This window comes from Sphingobacterium detergens (genome assembly GCF_003610355.1).
GTDB lineage: Bacteria > Bacteroidota > Bacteroidia > Sphingobacteriales > Sphingobacteriaceae > Sphingobacterium > Sphingobacterium detergens.
In genome coordinates, this window is record NZ_RAPY01000001.1 from 1,560,930 (window position 1) to 1,578,827 (window position 17,898).

At 41.0% G+C, this 17,898-nt stretch carries 14 protein-coding genes; 11 read left to right on the plus strand and 3 right to left on the minus strand.

Annotated features, from left to right (window positions below; genetic code table 11):
- Positions 1–11: 11 nt before the first annotated feature.
- Positions 12–1,298: a retroviral-like aspartic protease family protein gene (locus DFQ12_RS06775; protein WP_120258199.1), complete on the plus strand. Its 1,287-nt coding sequence runs from the start codon at positions 12–14 to the stop codon at positions 1,296–1,298.
- 18 nt (positions 1,299–1,316) lie between these two features.
- Here the strand turns inward: DFQ12_RS06775 and DFQ12_RS06780 are convergent, their stop codons facing one another.
- Positions 1,317–1,766 (minus strand): SRPBCC family protein, encoded by a 450-nt coding sequence (locus DFQ12_RS06780; protein ID WP_120258200.1) that lies wholly within the window; start codon positions 1,764–1,766, stop codon positions 1,317–1,319.
- A gap of 779 nt (positions 1,767–2,545) precedes the next feature.
- Between DFQ12_RS06780 and DFQ12_RS06785 the strand changes: the two genes are divergently transcribed.
- From DFQ12_RS06785 to DFQ12_RS06815, 7 genes are all read left to right on the plus strand, one after another.
- Positions 2,546–2,941 carry a hypothetical protein gene (locus DFQ12_RS06785; RefSeq protein WP_120258201.1) on the plus strand — a complete coding sequence of 132 codons (396 nt, stop codon included), beginning with the start codon at positions 2,546–2,548 and terminating at the stop codon, positions 2,939–2,941.
- Between the two features lie 279 nt (positions 2,942–3,220).
- Positions 3,221–3,790 carry an RNA polymerase sigma factor gene (locus tag DFQ12_RS06790; RefSeq protein ID WP_120258202.1) on the plus strand — a complete coding sequence of 190 codons (570 nt, stop codon included), beginning with the start codon at positions 3,221–3,223 and terminating at the stop codon, positions 3,788–3,790.
- A 143-nt stretch (positions 3,791–3,933) separates the two neighbouring features.
- Positions 3,934–5,079, plus strand: a complete 1,146-nt coding sequence (locus DFQ12_RS06795) for a FecR family protein (RefSeq protein WP_120258203.1) — start codon at positions 3,934–3,936, stop codon at positions 5,077–5,079.
- Positions 5,080–5,179: 100 nt separating this feature from the next.
- On the plus strand, positions 5,180–8,614 hold the full coding sequence (locus tag DFQ12_RS06800) for a TonB-dependent receptor (RefSeq protein WP_120258204.1): 3,435 nt from the start codon (positions 5,180–5,182) through the stop codon (positions 8,612–8,614).
- Positions 8,615–8,634: 20 nt separating this feature from the next.
- Complete coding sequence (locus DFQ12_RS06805; protein ID WP_120258205.1) at positions 8,635–10,512, plus strand: RagB/SusD family nutrient uptake outer membrane protein; 1,878 nt, start codon at positions 8,635–8,637, stop codon at positions 10,510–10,512.
- 132 nt (positions 10,513–10,644) lie between these two features.
- Positions 10,645–11,967, plus strand: coding sequence for an IPT/TIG domain-containing protein (locus tag DFQ12_RS06810; RefSeq protein ID WP_120258206.1), 1,323 nt, complete (start codon positions 10,645–10,647; stop codon positions 11,965–11,967).
- A 149-nt stretch (positions 11,968–12,116) separates the two neighbouring features.
- On the plus strand, positions 12,117–13,667 hold the full coding sequence (locus tag DFQ12_RS06815) for a DUF1565 domain-containing protein (RefSeq protein WP_120258207.1): 1,551 nt from the start codon (positions 12,117–12,119) through the stop codon (positions 13,665–13,667).
- A 57-nt stretch (positions 13,668–13,724) separates the two neighbouring features.
- Here the strand turns inward: DFQ12_RS06815 and DFQ12_RS06820 are convergent, their stop codons facing one another.
- Both DFQ12_RS06820 and DFQ12_RS06825 read right to left on the minus strand, forming a co-directional pair.
- A complete protein-coding gene (locus DFQ12_RS06820; RefSeq protein WP_120258208.1) occupies positions 13,725–14,870 on the minus strand; it encodes an acyltransferase family protein in 1,146 nt (381 codons plus the stop codon).
- Positions 14,871–14,972: 102 nt separating this feature from the next.
- Positions 14,973–15,590, minus strand: a complete 618-nt coding sequence (locus DFQ12_RS06825) for a hypothetical protein (protein ID WP_147420345.1) — start codon at positions 15,588–15,590, stop codon at positions 14,973–14,975.
- 412 nt (positions 15,591–16,002) lie between these two features.
- Between DFQ12_RS06825 and DFQ12_RS06830 the strand changes: the two genes are divergently transcribed.
- The 3 genes from DFQ12_RS06830 to DFQ12_RS06840 all read left to right on the plus strand — a co-directional run bounded on the left by DFQ12_RS06830 (position 16,003) and on the right by DFQ12_RS06840 (position 17,854).
- Complete coding sequence (locus DFQ12_RS06830) at positions 16,003–16,590, plus strand: Crp/Fnr family transcriptional regulator (RefSeq protein ID WP_120258210.1); 588 nt, start codon at positions 16,003–16,005, stop codon at positions 16,588–16,590.
- 93 nt (positions 16,591–16,683) lie between these two features.
- Positions 16,684–17,148, plus strand: a complete 465-nt coding sequence (locus tag DFQ12_RS06835) for a DoxX family protein (RefSeq protein ID WP_120258211.1) — start codon at positions 16,684–16,686, stop codon at positions 17,146–17,148.
- A gap of 106 nt (positions 17,149–17,254) precedes the next feature.
- On the plus strand, positions 17,255–17,854 hold the full coding sequence (locus DFQ12_RS06840) for a Crp/Fnr family transcriptional regulator (RefSeq protein ID WP_120258212.1): 600 nt from the start codon (positions 17,255–17,257) through the stop codon (positions 17,852–17,854).
- Positions 17,855–17,898: the final 44 nt, after the last annotated feature.

The window sequence follows — 17,898 nt, forward strand, 5'->3', positions numbered from 1 at the left end:
GCATAAAACAGATGAAAATAACAACACAGCTTCTCGCCCTTAGTTTGAGTTTTGCTGTGTTTATGCTCTCCAAAACTCAAGGCCAACAAAATCTACCTGTGATTCAGGCCAGCAAGCCCATGGTTAGTATCCGTGATGGAAAGCTATTAGCTAAGGATGTATGGAAATTGAGCCCAACAACGGTACCTGATATTTACTATACACAGGTGCCGAGAGTAGAACGTAAGATCACATTTATTACGGATAAGGATTCCATTTCTTTTACGACTACGTATGGTAAAACCTATGATTTTATCATATTACTGAATGGACGAGATCGTATGCTGACGCGCATATCGGCCAATTATGAGCAACTATTAAATCCTACCGTACAATCTAAGCCAGCGATACAATCGTCGGATACCATTCCCTTTTTTATGAAAAATAGTCGTCTTTATTTTAAGGGAAGCCTCAATGGTTATAAAAACTTGACGATCATGTTTGATCTGGGAGCGGGTATCACCTGCCTCAGTGAGCAATCTCAGGCAAAAGCGGCTGTCAAATTTGATGGTCACATCAGTGTCCAGAATACGGATGGAACAAACAATGAGCCCAGTGCTAGTATCAATAGTTTGGAAATTGGTGGATTGCACTGGGATAAAGTTCCATTGGTACAAATTCGAAATCTAGCGGATGGTGAAGATATGATCATCGGAAATTCACTATTTCGGGACAAGATTATCGAAGTTGATTATGAGAAAAAGATTATGATACTAAGTGATCAGATAAATAAAGACCTACAGGGCTATCAAGTTCACGATGTTGACTATTTCCAATATCGCCCCCGATTTGAAGTCAATATAAAAGTCGGAGAACGGAATTATCCCTTCCATTTTCTATTTGATACTGGTCGAGATGGCAGTATGCTTATTGGGGACGATTTTACAAATCGTTATGGTCTTTGGAACAAATATCATTCGCTATTTTCTTTTGGCAGAAAAAAGATCATTGTCATTCCGGAGCTCAAAATCGGGAATCAGGTCTTTAAAAACATTGTAACCAATGCCAATAATCCCGATTATCCAAATGCCAAGCAAAGCTTATTGGGCAATAAAATATTAAATCAATTTAATTTTATCCTAGATAACCGCAACGGCAAAATATATCTGAAAGCAAACAAATACCAAAATGACAACTACAGCACATACAACGAATTTAAGTTGGTAAGGATGTTAATTGTCATTTTGATTATCGGACTGCTGCTCTTTATAGGCTATCGTATCCGAAAGTCATATCTTCGAAAACAATCCTCATTATAATCTCAATTTTCATGCAGCCTACATTTCAGGGAACCTATCTCCTACCAGATTAAGCAAGATATTAAATTCCAGATATGCTTTTAAGTTGGCCAAAACAAGTGTAAATCCTTCGGTACTATCACGCACCTCAGCAATGAGAGCCTCTGTTGTTGCATGTTCAAATGTATTTGTAACCGAGACAAAGGTTCCCCCTGTAATTTTTTTGAATTTCCATTCAACAATAGATGGGCTGTCGTGATTACGCCAATTGAAAATAATTGTTTGGTTTTCGACAATCTCCAGCACCTCAACATTGACCTTATGGTTATACATCTCCCATTCCCATTCAATGGTCTTTCCCTTTTCTAATTTTCCCGAACTCTTGGTAAACCAGATTTTAGTTGTAATCGCAGGGTCTACCATCGCCTGAAACACTTCGGCGATATCTTTCCGGATAAACATCTCTGCTTTTGCAAAATTCTTCTTCATCGTTTTTATCTAAATACCAATAAATTAACTGTATTTTTTAAATACGGAAACTTAACCAAAGTTTGATCAGTTTCAGGATACAATATCCTTATTTAAAAATAGTAATTTTCGATATTAATTGATCTATTCATAAGTAACATGGGTAAAGAAAATTATCGTAGCGCAACTTTCTTTTCCCGGTATCAAGCATACTGTATCGTACCATGACAAATAATGGTACGATAAAATCAAATTCAGTATGTAATAGACCTGTCTCATGACATTCACGCCAAACGCTTGTCTAATCACTAAGACACAACAACTTAGACATCTAACATCAACTTATCATTACGACGATATTAAGTTTTAAATGAAAAAACATGCACATCTGTTGAAAAAAAATTACCGGTGTTTTAAATTCATCATCATTTACGCCGGTATAATCTAATACTACTTTTCTCATTCTCATGTTAATTGCTTTTTGTGGGATTGCTCCCAATTAAAAATTCTGTTTCGATGTGCTTCCTGACGAACATCTTGGCACAAACATAACAGCAGGGAGAGAGGCCTGAGGAAATGTCGGACAAACTGGGACGAACTGGAACAAACAGGTTGGATATGGGACAATATTTGGGCAAATATTTTCAACATTTACCCCAATCCCTGACTAGTTTTTGGCTTTTGCTAACCACTTGTTCGAAAAAAGTGATCACTATTTCCCAACAACTGGACAGTTCTTTCAAAAAAGTGATCAGTTTTTAGCAAGTGCTGTCCAGTTTCTGGTAAAAGGTGTTCGGTAGTTGGCCTATACTGTTCAGTATAAAGCAACAAGCGTTCAGTATTTGCTCACGACCGAACAGTACCAGGCACAAAGTGATCAGTCATCAGTAACAACTGCACAGTCCATTCAGAAAGGTGGACAGTTTCCCGAAAAAGCTGTTCACTTTCTACCAAAATCCGATCAGTCCGACCGAAAATCTGATCACTCATTGCGAGAGACTGATCGGAATTTCAAACAAAGTATCCAGTTACGACCAAATACCGAACAGTTTTCTCCACAGACCGCTCACTATTTTGGCAATACCAAACGGTTTCTTCCAAAGTCTGTTCAGTCCCTGGTAAAAACCGACCAGTCCTTAGCCAAAACTGAACACGCAGTCGTAAAAACTGTTCAGTTTTTTGGGAGAAGTGACTAGCAAAAGGCAAAAACCGATCAGCTTTTGCCGTACTTTTTTCAGTTTAGCCTTCTCCGGACTTTAATTTGCTCGCCATTCTTCCCCAAAAATAGGCTCCTTTTCCCTCACTTTATCAAATAAAACCAGTGCATCGCCTTTCATAAGACTCGATTTCCATAAGAACTAAATTATACCCACTTACAGATCATGGCACTGGCGGATTGGATTTTGTTTTATTATTATTTTATACTTACTTTGAGAAGGTTTTTGTGGGATACCTATTGTAAACAGAATTAAACTATGAATTTCTCCGCCTGTTCGGATCAGCAAATTTTTGAATCAGTTTGTCAAGGTGAGGAACGGGCGCTACAACACCTGATGCATCGCTTTTGGCAACCACTGTTCAAAACAGCGTCTGTCACGATGCAGGATCCCGAAGTATGTCAGGAACTTGTCCAAAATGTATTTATCAATATATGGCGGAACAGAGAGAAAATAAATCTTAAATATTCCATCAAAACCTATCTATTTGGCTGCATTCGTTACGAAGTATTCCGAAATGTCAAAAAGAAAATGGATTATGTCGAATTGAAAGATTTAGATGAAGACTATGTTGATTCCTTCAATCCATTGTTAAAATTGGAATACAGTGAACTGCTGGATTACTTGGATCAAATGATCAATCAGCTTCCTGACAAATGTAAGGAGATCTTTTACCTCAGCAGAATGGAGCAGCTAAGCCATAAGGAGATTGCTGAGAAGCTGAATATTTCCGTAAAAACAGTAGAAAACCAAATTTCTATTGCGTTGAAACGATTAAAACAAGGTATGCAGAATATGCACATCTTTTTTCAGATTTTCTTCTTCTAACAAGAAGCTGAAATACAACCTATTACAGCAAACACAATCTAATAAAAGACTCTTTTATATTTTCTTTTTTAAAAAAAGTGCAATTCCTTTTGGGGGCTAAATGAAAAAATGAACTCTATAAGAACGAATCAATTATAGATTTCATGAAAAAACCTGAAATTATAGACTTAATCAAGAAAATTTTGCGCAAGCAATCGGCTGAAGATGAACTGCGTGAAGTAGACGACAGGCTCTTGGACGCATATCATGATGCTACTTGGGACGAAGATAAATTCGGCCCAGCAGAAAATATAGAGACACAGATTAAGCGCAACGTAGAACAACTTATTCAGACAGAAGCGGGCAATACAAAAAAAATAAGCATTTTCCGTCGTTACCTCCCCTATGCCGCCTCTTTTTTATTGGCAGTTTCCAGCATTGCCGGATATTATTTTTTTAAAGGTCGAAATGCCGACTTACAAGTTACAAATCAGCGGGCATACCTGAATCCGGGTGCAGAAAAGGCCTCTTTGAAAAATTCAGATGGCAGCAGCCTGGATCTGCAGCAACAGCAGGTTGGAGACACTGTTCCTTTTGGAAAGCTGTTGTTCAAAATTGACCAGGAAGGCATTATTAGTTATCAGGCAAAGACCGAGAACAAAAATATGGAATCTCAACTTGTCACCTTAGCAACCCCGAAAGGCGGTAAATATCAGATCAATTTAGAAGATGGCACCAAAGTATGGCTCAACGCCGAGAGCAGCCTGATTTTCCCAGAGCATTTTGCTGCTGACCGTCGTCTCGTTCAGGTCAAGGGAGAAGCTTACTTCGAAGTTGCTGAATCAAAACACAAACCTTTTATTGTAGCAGGTAATGGATTTGGAGTCCGGGTACTGGGTACCAAATTTAATGTATCCGATAGGGATAACCTCCATGTTGCAAAAGTCGCCCTGCTCCAGGGGTCAGTACGTTTAACGTCAAAAGCTGGCCAGACGATGCTCAAACCTGGCGAGCGTGCAAAGATATCTGCCTCAGGAGTTCAGATAGATCAATTTGATGCTGAATCCGAAATCGCCTGGAAGAACAATTATTTTATCTACAAAGATGAAAATATCAAAACCATTATGGCGGATGTCGCGCAATGGTACGACGCCGAAGTGATCTTTCAGGGAAATGACTGGGATGATGTAAACCTCAAAATGAAAATCTCCCGAAGAGAAAATATTGAAGAGATCTTATCACTTCTCGAATTAACAAAATCAGTCAAATTTAAAATTGTGGAAAGGAGGATCTACGTCACAAAAAGATAAATCGAAAACTTAAGCCGGGATGCTGTCACATCCCGGCTACGAATAGAGTTTAAAAATTTTCTGTCAAAAATTAATTAACCTTTTAATTCTTAACAAAATTATGAAAATAATACCGGGAAAAGAACAGCATATGTTCTTAATTAAGACCCTATTGATTATGAAGTTCTATCTACTGCTCGCATTTTTTGGCGTTGTTCAGGCTAAAACTCCGGTTTATAGCCAAAAAATGAACCTACATTTTAAAAATAGTAAGGTCGATCTTGTTCTAGCAGAAATCAGCAAACAAGCACAGCTTGATCTGCTTTATGATTCAAAGCTGATCAAGAAAGCAAGCCCTGTCACGCTTAATCTGGAGAATGCCACGTTAAATGAAGCGCTGACAGCCTTGTTTCGAAATCAGGCGCTTGAGTTTGAGGTCATCAAAAAGACCTTAATAATACGTCCAAAAGAATCGACGGGGGTAGCTCGTACCGCAGAGGTTACCGAAAATCAAAAAGCCATCAATGGCTCAGTCAAAGATCAACAGGGAAACCCATTAGCCGGTGTTACCGTACGTATAAAAAATACCCAGATCACAACGACAACCGACGGCAAGGGAGATTTTACCATCGCCCCACCATCCGGATCCGGTCAGGTGATCTTGACATTTACATACGTAGGCTATGAGAGCACTGAACGACCAGCAGATAACAAGGACCATTTAAATATCACCTTGGCATTGGCCAATAATAATCTGGATGATGTTGTTGTTGTAGGTTATGGTACACAGAAAAAAATCAATGTTACGGGTGCTGTAAGTTCGGTAAATATGGCCGATATGCGTACACCGGTTCCCAATTTATCAAATGCTTTAGCTGGTAAAGTCGCCGGCATTATCTCCGTGCAATCAAGCGGTGAACCCGGTTATGACAATTCAAATTTTACAATCCGTGGGATCGGGACCTACGCCGGTAATTCGTCTCCACTAATTATCATCGATGGTGTGCAACGTGATGATGTCAATGGTGGTTTCGGTGGATCTTTCAATAATATTGATCCCGAAGATATTTCCAGTATTTCCCTATTGAAAGATGCTTCATCCACGGCAATGTATGGAGCTAAGGGCGCCAACGGTGTTTTGATTATTACCACCAAAAGAGGTGTTGCCGGTAAACCAAAGATTTCCTTTAAGGCGGAGACAGGCTTCTCAGGTTTTACAAAAACGCCACAAATGCTGGATGGCGTAAAATATATGGAACTGCAGAATGAAGCAAGAACAAATATGGGCTCGACCCCAACCTATTCAGATGAGTTGATCCAAAAAACAAAAAGTGGACTGGATCCCTATATGTATCCCAATGTGAACTGGATTGATGAAGTCTATAAGAAGAATTCCATGCTCACCAATGCCAACATCAATATTACCGGTGGTGGTGAATCGGTGAAATATTATATTTCGGGATCGTACTATAATCAAACAGGCCCTTATAAGGTCAGTAACTTAAACAATTACAATCCTAATCTCGACTTCAAACGCTATGATTTCCGGAGTAACGTGGATGTCAATTTATCAAAAACTACTTCCGTTCAGCTCAACTTAACGGGTATGTTGGTTAACTCCCGCTACCCCGGTATCGGTGCCGGTGATTTATGGTATTTGGCCTATGCAACGACGCCCGTTGCCTATCCGATTCAATATCCGGACGGTAAATGGGCCGGACCACTGAGTGGTGGCGGTGCAAACCCATTAAATGAAGTTCAAAACAATGGTTATTCCAACGAATTCAAACCCATTGTGCAGTCGGTATTGACCATTAATCAAAAATTAGACGCAATTACGGAAGGATTATCCGCCTATGCCCGGTTCTCATTTGACAGTTACGGCGAATTCAACAACCGTCGCTCAGGGAAAAATGATTTATGGCAAGCGACAGGCAGAACACCTGAAGGGGAATTCATTTTTAACCAAAGCAGAGTCGGTCAGCAATTTCTGGACTACAGTCAGGAATCTTTTGGTCAACGCGTCATGTATCTTGAAGGTAATTTAAACTATGACCGTACTTTCAACGATCACAAAATCGGTGGGATGTTTCTCTATAATATGCGTAACCGTCTGGTCAGTCTGTCAGGCAGTGTTATTGGTTCTATTCCCTACCGCAACCAGAGTCTGGCCGGAAGGATTAACTACGGATTTCGTGATAAATATCTTGTAGAAGTTAACGCGGGTTATACAGGATCTGAAAATTTCGAGAAGGGCAAGAAGTTTGGCCTATTTCCTTCCGCTTCAGCTGGCTGGGTGATTTCCAATGAAGAATTTTTTGAACCTTTGAAAAAGACATTTAGCTTATTAAAAATCAGGGGATCTTATGGTGTTGTTGGTAACGATAATATAGGCGATGCTCAAAATCGCTTCCCTTACTTAACGCAAATCGGTGACGGTGGCTCTACAGGTTTTGGTCTCAATGGAAGTTGGGTCGGCGGAAAAACCGAAAGAGTAATGGGTGTAGAAAATCTCACCTGGGAAAAATCCTATAAAACTGGGATCGGTCTTGAAATCGGATTATGGAACAAGCTCAACCTGATCTTTGACGGTTTTGCCGAGCGCCGAAAAAATATTCTTATTGCTAGGGAATCCATTTCTTCCATCGCCGGTTATAATAGCCTTTTTGTTTATGCCAATATAGGTGAAATGGACAATAAGGGTATGGATGCCAGTATTGAATACAACGATAAATTTGGGGATGTTGGGCTCCGCCTTTTTGGCAATGTCACCTATAGCCGCAATAAAATAGTATTTGCGGATGAACCAGCCAGGCGCTACGGCTATCAGTCCAGGACAGGAACACGCTTTGGCGAATATCAGGGGCATATTGCCTTGGGCTACTTTACAAGCAAAGAAGAGATAGAATCCGCCCCGCAGCAAAAGTTTAGCCCAGTATCACCCGGAGATATCCGTTACAAAAACTTAAATGCCGAGGACGATAATATAATTGATCCTTATGACAGAACCTACCTTGGAAAATCTTGGTTTCCTTCATGGTTATATGGTGCCGGTTTTTCTGTTTCGTATAAAAACTTTGACCTTTCCCTATTCTTTCAAGGGGTTGCTGACGTAGGCATCATGGCCAATGGTAGCGAAATTCCCGGAAAAGGCATGGGGGTCAATGGTGTCGGAGTCCTCCCTTTTTCGGGTCTGGGAATCTACCCCAACAATACCATGTCCATTGTTGAAGACCGTTGGACCGCAGAAAATCCACGTCAGGATGCTTACTACCCACGTCTAACAATGGCCAGCGGCAGTGACAACAATTACATCAACAGTACACACTGGTTAAAAGATGGAGCTTATATACGTATGAAACAGGCTTCTGTGGGCTATACTATTAAAGCAAAAGGATTGGACAAACTTGGTTTCACTTCGCTTTATGTGTATTCATCGGGCCAAAACCTCCTGACGTTTAGCAAATTCAAGCTCTGGGATCCCGAATTGGGAAGCAACGGCGCCAAATATCCATTAAATCGTATGATCACCTTTGGCGTTCGGGCACAGTTTTAATCTAAATCTATACAATAACCATGAAACAGATATCACCAAAATATATTGCATCAGGTCTATTAGCGCTAGCCTTATGCCAAAATATGCAAAGCTGTAATTATTTGGACAAAAAACCGGATAACCTCCTCACTTCAGACATGGTTTGGGAGACCCGGGCCAATGCAGAATCTTACTTAAACCAGATCTATAGTTATATCGAAACACCAGTAGACGATTTTACGACCCTCGGTGCCAGCGATGAAAGCTCATGTAATATACCTGTTGTGAACGTTCGGCAAATGGCTGTCGGGAACTGGAATGCACAAAGCATGTACTGGCAGCATTATTGGAATAACGCATACACCGCCATTAGGCAGTCATTTATTTTTGAGGAAAACATCGACAAAGTTCCTGAAGGCGCATTGAGTACAGAACTTAAAGTACAATACAAAGCCGAAGCAAGGTTTTTGCGGGGCTGGTACTATTGGAAATTGCTACGCCAATATGGCCCAGCGGTATTGTTGAAAGGGACATTGGGTTTGAACGAAGATTTCAACAAATATCCCCGCAATTCATTTCAGGAATGTGTCGATTACATCAATAGCATGATGGATCTTGCCGCAGCAGACCTTCCTGTGGTATGGTCCGCCTCCTCCAATTATGGTCGTCCAAGCAAAGGATCCTGTTTGGCCATAAAATCACAGGTGGCGCTATGGGCTGCAAGTCCCTTATGGAATGGGAATCCACGATTTGCAAATTTCAAAAACAAAGATGGGAAGGCACTTGCCCCACTGCAGAACGATGCCAATAAATGGCAATTGGCCGCTGATGCTGCAAAAGCTGTTATTGACTTAAATGCCTATAAGCTCTTTACCAATCTGGATGAAGGAGATTCAAAATTCGATCCTTACCTGTCTTTCCGTAACCTCTTTTTAACAAATTGGAATAGTGAGATTATTTTTTCCACGCACAAAGCGGACACCTGGCAATGGGGACATGAGAAAAGAAGTGCACCTGAACCCGGTGGGATTGCGATGATGAATGCCACACAAAATGTGGTGGATGCCCACCTGATGCGCAATGGGAAAACCATTGACGATCCCAGTTCTGGTTATCGGGAGGATGGTTTCGTAGCAACAGATGATCCAGCCGACTGGGGCAAAAGCCGCGATGGCGTCAATAGAGGTTACATCGCTGGCAATTCAAATATGTATGTAAACCGGGAAGCGCGATTTTACGTCAATATCCTCTATAATGGTAAGCCTATCCTACCTGCACCGACAGCGGATGACCGCAACTTCTTTTCGTCGGACGGCAACAAGGATGGACGCGGAAGAGCCGAGTTTTATTATTCGGGAAAAGCCGGTTTGGTCCAGAATTCAAATAGTGCCGATAAAACAGGATACCTTGCACAAAAAAATGTCAGTCCAGCCAGTAATATTCGCCAGGATCGAGCCGTATATCGTCCGTATATTCATATCCGTTTGGCCGAAATCTATTTAAATTATGCCGAATCGCTAAATGAAGTTAATCCGAGCCATCCTGATATTCTGACCTATCTGAACCTCATACGTCAACGGGCCGGTTTACCTAAGTTGGAAACGGTATATCCGCAGGTGGTAGGTAATAAAGACGAACAACGTAAATGGATTCTTCGCGAGCGACAAATTGAGTTGGCTTTTGAAGGCGACCGTTATTTCACCCTCATTCGTCGACTGATGATGGGAAATCCTGCCTCCCGAGCAATATACCGGATGAGTATCGCTTCAAACGATAACAATCAGGGATTTTTTTATCAGGACTTCTATAAGAGAAACTTATTGCAAAACAGATACTGGGATGATAAAATGTATCTATTTCCTATTTTACAGGATGATATCGACAAGAACTCGGCGCTTGTTCAAAATCCAGGCTGGTAATTAAGGTTTGAATTTTAACTTTTACTATTTATGAACCGTTCCTATTTAAAATTTCATTTTTATCACACCGATACATGTAAATTTTAAATAGGATAAGCTCCATCTGGCGGATGGAAAAAAAATTATTGACAGATGAAATTAATATATAAAAGGAATTTAGTTTTCCCTCTCCTATCCTTTGCGATATTGGCGGGAATATTTTCATGTAAGAAAGATCATATGGGTGCGACACATGATCCCAATGCAGCCATTGTTGTCACGGATTTCCTTCCAAAGCAAGGTGTCTATGGAACAGAAGTTCTGATCAATGGTGAGAACTTTACAACGGACACAGCTGCGATTTCCGTTAAGCTCAATGGTATACCTTTAAAGATTATAGCATCAAACGGTACCCAGATCATGGCCATAATCCCTAAAAGAGCTGGTAGCGGACCTATTGAGGTCGCTATTGGGGGAAAAACAGGGACATCCAAAGATAGCTACAGCTATATCTACAAAAGAACGGTCAGTACCTTGGCGGGCAATGGTACAGCAGGCTTCCTCAACGGAAAAGGTGCTGATGCGAAGTTCAATTTTGGTGGTGAGTCCTGGTATCGTAGTGGCGGTATTGCTGTAGATGATGCGTTAAATGTCTATGTCACTGACCCCGGTAACCACTGTATCCGGAAAATCGATCCTGCCGGAAACGTCAGTACTTTAGCCGGATCCCCAAGTAATGCCGGTATGGCGGACGGAAAAGGCGGTGAAGCACGCTTCAGCCTTCCTTATGGATTGACCATCGATGAACAGGGAAACTTATACGCTGTTGATCCGGGAAACTGGGATATCCGCAAGATAACACCCGATGGGACGGCAAAGGTTGTCGCCTGGGCCGCAAGGGAACCTTGGTTTATTGCTTATGACCGAGTGTCAAAAAAGCTATACTATAATTCTGTGACCTCCCCCGCTCCTATTTATCAGTTAAATACAGATGGTACAGCAGTAACGACCGTCATCGATGGATTGAATTTTCCAGCAGGTATGGCCTGCGGTCCGGATGGCAGCCTATACATCTGTCTACATGGTGACAACCAAATCAGAAAATATGACCCCAAAACCTGGAAGCCTACCATTATTGTCGGTTCCGGTAAATATGGTTATAAAAATGGTGTTAGTACGGCGGCTGAATTTGCACTCCCTTGGGGTATTGCGGCTGACAGCCAAAACAATGTGTATGTTGCCGGAAACGGTACTGCTGGCGGCGATAGCGGTTCTCCAGATCAGAGCGTTCGTTTTGTGGATGGCAAAACATTCCAGGTAAATACATTTGCGGGATCTAACATCGCAGGTTTTACAAATGCCGTCGGCGAGGCTGCATCATTTAATGTGCCTGAAGGTGTGGCTGTAGACAAAAATGGTACAGTCTACGTCATCGACAAGAAAAATAATAGTGTCCGAAAGATCATATCTGAATAACCTAAGGGGGGTCCGAAATAGAACAGTCGGACACCCCTCTTTTTCTTGATTTTTGTTTGTATCCCTGACAACATGTTTTCAATTCATGCATTCTCAGAAGCTCCGCTTTTATGTCTCCGACAGCTTCTTCAAATTTCAAATGACTTTATATGATTTTTAAGCGCCTATTTTCGTTAAGCTACGCACTATTGCAAGGTTTGCTATTGTGCGCCGCATGCAATCATGCTGATCATCTCGAACCTATTCAGACCGACTCAGCCCCTCAAAAAAGCAGGTACGTTTCGGTCACCGGTAATGACCAGAACAAGGGTACAGAGAGCAAACCCTTTCGTACTATCGCTCGCGCTTTAGATGCAATATCACCGGGCGACACCATTTTTGTGCGTGAAGGTGCCTACCATGAGAAACTATTGATTTCAAAATCGGGAAGTTCAGCGAAACTCATTACGATAAAGCCCTATCCCAATGAAGCTGTGGCCATTGATGGCGAAGGACTATCCATTTCGGGCACAGAAGCATTGGTAACGATCAGAAATGCCCGATTTATTCAGTTTGACGGTTTTGAAATCCGAAATTTTAAAACACAGGACAAAGGCAATGATGTGAATGGGATTATTATTGACCAGGGTTCGAAAAACATAACCGTACGAAATAATAGGGTCCATCATATCGAGAACAATGCCAGCCCACAGGATGGCCGAAGTGGGCATGGTATTCTGGTCATCGGCAATACCGCCGAGGCCTTACGGGATATTATTGTGGAGGATAATACAATTCATGACTGCAATACCGGTTATTCCGAAAATCTCACCATCAATGGATATGTCGATGGCTTTATTATCAGACGGAACAAGGTATACAATGGCGAAAATATTGGTATTGTTGCAGCAGGAGGATATGCAGCCAATGCTACAGCAAACCTGAACTATGTACGTAATGGACTGATCAGCCAAAACGAAGTTTATGATATTGATGGTAGAACTGGTCCTATCCCTGCATTTGCTGAGCATAACGGGGCCATTGGAATTTACATCGACGGAGCCCGGGATATCATTGTTGAAAGAAACAGTGTCTATCGCTGTGGGCGCGGAATCGGCCTAGTCAGTGAAACCGACAATTTTCCCACACGTGACTGTATTGTAAGAAATAACGAGGTCTATAACAACTCACTCGCGGGGATCAGCCTGGGTGGCTATCTAAATTACACCGGTGGTGGTACGCTGAACTGTTATGTTGTGAATAATACGCTATTTCATAACAATATCGACAAAGGATATTTTGATGAAATTGAAGGTGAAATACGACTTGTGGAGAACTGTATAGACAACATCATCCAAAATAATATTATTGTTGCCATGCCCAATAGCGTATTTATTCATAAATACACCAATACAGGTAAATCGAATGCGATTGACTACAATTTATACTTCAGTACCGGAGAAGATCAGTGGATATGGAATGGGAAAGTCATTCGGGATCAACAAACCTGGAAATCAACCCTTATTGGCGATACGCATGCGATCTTTGGACAGGATCCGGGGTTTATATCAACGACACAAGCAGATTTTGGATTAAGGGATTCATCTCCTGCCCTTGACAAAGGAAATTTTATTAGTCAAGCGATCAATGGCGTATTGGATTTGAGCGGAAAGGCAAGATCAGAAGCAAATCGCATTGCGATTGGAGCATTTCAAAAATAATCGTTTAAAAAGAAAATAGGCCAGTTGACACGATTTGTCTACTGGCCTATTCTGCGCTTAATTTGAATTCTTTCCCTTTGATTTTAAAAATCGCTGGGTCAAATATTTTCGCACAGGGATATCGTATAGCTTTAAACAGCTATAAGCGAGCACAATACTACCAACAACAACCGCTGCAGCACCGGGCAATGATTGCTCAAAACTGAGGTTTTCATTTTTCACCCAAGCGTAATACAAATAGATAAAAGGATAGTGCACCATATACAAAGGGTAAGAGATATCTCCCAAGAATTTAGACAGTTTGTTTGTAAAACTGCTCCCTTTTCCGGAAGCCCCCAGAACAACTAGCAGTGGAAAAACCAGCACACAGCACAACGTATCATAGAGTCCATTCATCCAGAGATGTTCAGCTCCCCCGATACGAGGAATCGCCAAAAGTGAAACAAGGATAATACTACAGATCCAAAATACACCTTTAATCCGAAAAGGTTTAAATACGCGCGATAAAAACAGTCCGGCTGTAAAGGAGAATAAAAGACGTAGGGATCCCGCTGTAAATTCTGTTCCGGTCAGTGAAAACCCCGCACAAATATCGCCCAAAGGACCCCAGATCGCAAATATGGCTAATCCACAGCCTGCAGCGACAACAAGTCCACCAAGTGCTTTTGTTGAAAATTTACGGATGATCAAAACATAGAGGATATTACCGATGTATTCAAAAAACAAGGACCAACTCGGACCATTGAGCGGGAACATCTCACCCAGCCCTCTTACTTCATGTCCGGGGAGAGCAGGGATCAACAGTGCATTTAATACCGTCGCTAGCAATAAAGCCGAAACGGTCACCTTGGATACATCCCAGACCGAACAACCCTGAAAATAGAATAGGACAGCGCCAATGATTGCCCCCATAATAACCATGGGATGTAGCCGTATAACCCGCCGTTTGATAAAATCCATTGTCGTCATCGTTCCCCAACGATCATCATACGCATAACCGACGACAAATCCAGATAACATAAAGAAAAAATCGACCGCGAGGTAACCGTGGTTAATACGTTGATCCAGATGGCTGGTTGCAAAGGCTTCGAAAATGTGAAAACATACTACTGTGATAGCTGCAACACCGCGTAAACCATCAAGCACGTTATAATGCGGTTTGGTATCAGCATATGCAGAGGTAGAGACTCTTGTATCCGGCATAGAAAAAATAAGATTAGTTTGATTGATTTCCTAAAAACAAAGACGTAAATATAAACAAATTTCAAAAAATGCTGTATAATCGTCGTTCAAACTAATCTTTTCTTATTTAACAACGGGAATATAGTCTCTCAGATAGACCTGCTCCTTCCGCATATCCTGAATATATTCCTTACTAAAAATTTCCAAAAGTATTTCTGAAATAGCTGTCGTGGTGGGCTTATCTTCCTCGGATTCACCAAAGGAGAAAATCTCCTCCTCCGTCCGATCTTTCTTCGTTAAGAAATAATAAAAATCTGGACTTTCCCAGCCTTTTATCCCTGAACCAGCTTCTTCTGCTATGTTGAGGGCTGTGTATGTTTTTTGTAGAAAATCCTGAAGACTCTGGTAATCAGTTTTGTTTTTTGATGTTTTAGTCGCATATAAATAAGCGAATTTACCTTCCTTATTTTCCGCCATCGCTAGCGCAGGAAAAGCGACACCATTCAACATGGCCAAGGTATCTTTGTCTTCGTTGTAAGACACCGTGGTATACCGGTAACCATAATATTTTTTCGGTTTTAGCTTCTTGGTCTCCCATCCGGAGGTAGACTCCAGGTAAAAGGGTGTCGGCAAGCTTCCTTCACTATCAAAAATCGCGATTGTATCTTTCTTAAACATGGCTGTCTCAAAAGCCTCTTTTAACGCTTTCTTATCCATCTCTTTCACGTCAGAAGCTAACATGGATTCCGTTTTTTTTATTTTCGGCGCATAAAAGGTTGAAACATCAAAGCTAGGATCTAATTTGTCCAAGAATACAACCGCTGGATCCTGAGATTGACAAGAATATAACAGTGTCGATAAAAACAGTAAAGAAAGAATACTTGTATGTCTAGCACTAAATAGCTTCATGGAAAATTGCTCAAAATTATCTTTTCATTTTCTATCTTAAACCAACGGTAAAAGATATCCAAATATACAGCGTATGGAGCGATATTAACACGAATATTTACAATCCGCATAAACTCATTTTAAAAACGTCATTTATTATTCCAGGGAAGTGGTACACTTTGTAGAATGTAAAAAATAGATCTTAGTCTATTTAGGATACAGCAGCTATTCATTATATTTGAGAAAATATGAACCATACCCCTTTATGTCAATCGTTTACGACAGTATACTCAATCATATCAGTCAACACAGTATCTTATCAGAGGAAGAGAAAGAACGCTTTTGCGCAGCATTGACCTACAAAAAAATACGCCGCCGCCAATATTTACTACAAGAGGGAACGATCTGCACACGGGAGTGTTTTGTGATCAAAGGCGCCCTGCGGCAATATGAGGTTAGCCCAACCGGCCGCGAGAATACCGTGCAATTTGCTTTTGAGAACTGGTGGATTTCAGATTGGTATAGTACCTTGCAAGCACAGCCTTCGGTTTACAATATCGATGCATTGGAAGATACAGAGGTATTCTTAATAGAAAAATGCAAGCTGGAAGAACTGTTTATTGAAATCCCAGCTTTAGAAAGCTATTTTCGGAAAATATTTCTAAAAGCCTTCGTTTCCCTCCAGAAAAGAATACTATTTCAGCAGAAAACAGCTGAGGAAAGGTATCTTGAGTTTATGAAATGTTATCAATGGTTTGAACAACGTATCTCCCAGCAACATATCGCCTCTTTTCTTGGTATTACAAGGGAATCGCTGAGTAGACTCAAAGGACAACAGTATAAAAACAGCTAAATCTGTGATAAATCGCACCGGTTTTATTTATCAAATAGCACAGGTTGACAAGTTAATTTCCAATTAAATTTGTTCATCATAAACCATAGTAAGATGAACAAAAAGATTAAACAATGGATTCTGTCAACAGACAATAGCTGGACAGCCTTTATTTTGCGGCTAACATTGGGGCTAGTACTATTTCCCCATGCAGCCCAAAAATTATTTGGTTGGTTTGACGGTCCCGGATTGCAAGGAGAAATTGCGTACATGACCAGTCATGTCAATCTCCCGATGTTCTTAGCCGTAAGCGCAATTGCAGTTGAGTGTCTGGGAACATTTTTTATCCTATTGGGCTTTTTGACCAGACTCACCAGTATTGCTATTTTTTTTCTATTTATTGGTATGATGGTAGTCGATCACGCCGCACATGGTTTTTTTATGAACTGGTTTGGAAAAATGCCGGCTGGTGCTGAGGGTTTTGAATACCATTTGTTGGTCTTGGGGATCTGTCTCGCACTCATCCTACAAGGTGGTGGCAGATATGCGCTGGATAAATTATGGGGTTCAAAGTCCTGAAACAGTCGTGATCAACACTAAATTTGCTTAAATTTGCGTCTTATTTAGGCACCCACAAATGCGATATTTTTGCAATAAAGCCTGTCGGTGTTTTTAATCAAGAGATATGAATTTAGACGCTATCAGTTCGCTATTGATCGACCATTTCAAAGAGATTGTGCCACTCACTGAAGCGGATATACTGTCCATTCTCCCAAAATTGGAAGTAAAAGTTGTAAAACGGAAAGAGTTTGTTCTTCAGGAGGGGCAGATTTCCAAACATATGCGATTCATTGTAAAAGGAAGTCTATATGCCTATTATATGGAGGAGAATGGCAAAGAACATATAACGCAACTCGGGATAGAACATTGGTGGATCAATGATCTATATAGCTACCTGAGTGAATTACCATCTCGCTTATATATCCGTGCAAATGAGGATACCACACTCATACAGATCAGCAAACGCCATCTGGAAATATTGTATAAAGAAGTCCCTGCCCTATCCGAGTTTTGGCGATTGAAAATTCAGCATGCCTATGTAAATTTACAGGAACGTACTTTCGAAAATGTACGCTCTGATGCGTATACCAAATACCGCAAATTTACCGCTGATTATCCTACAATTGAACAACGGTTTCCGCAATATATGATTGCTTCTTATCTTGGGATTACGGTCGAATACCTAAGTTATTTGAGAAAAAAACACCTGTCACGTCTTTCTTAAGATTTCTTAATTTTTATCCCCTCCGCCTTGTCTAGTTTTGCTCG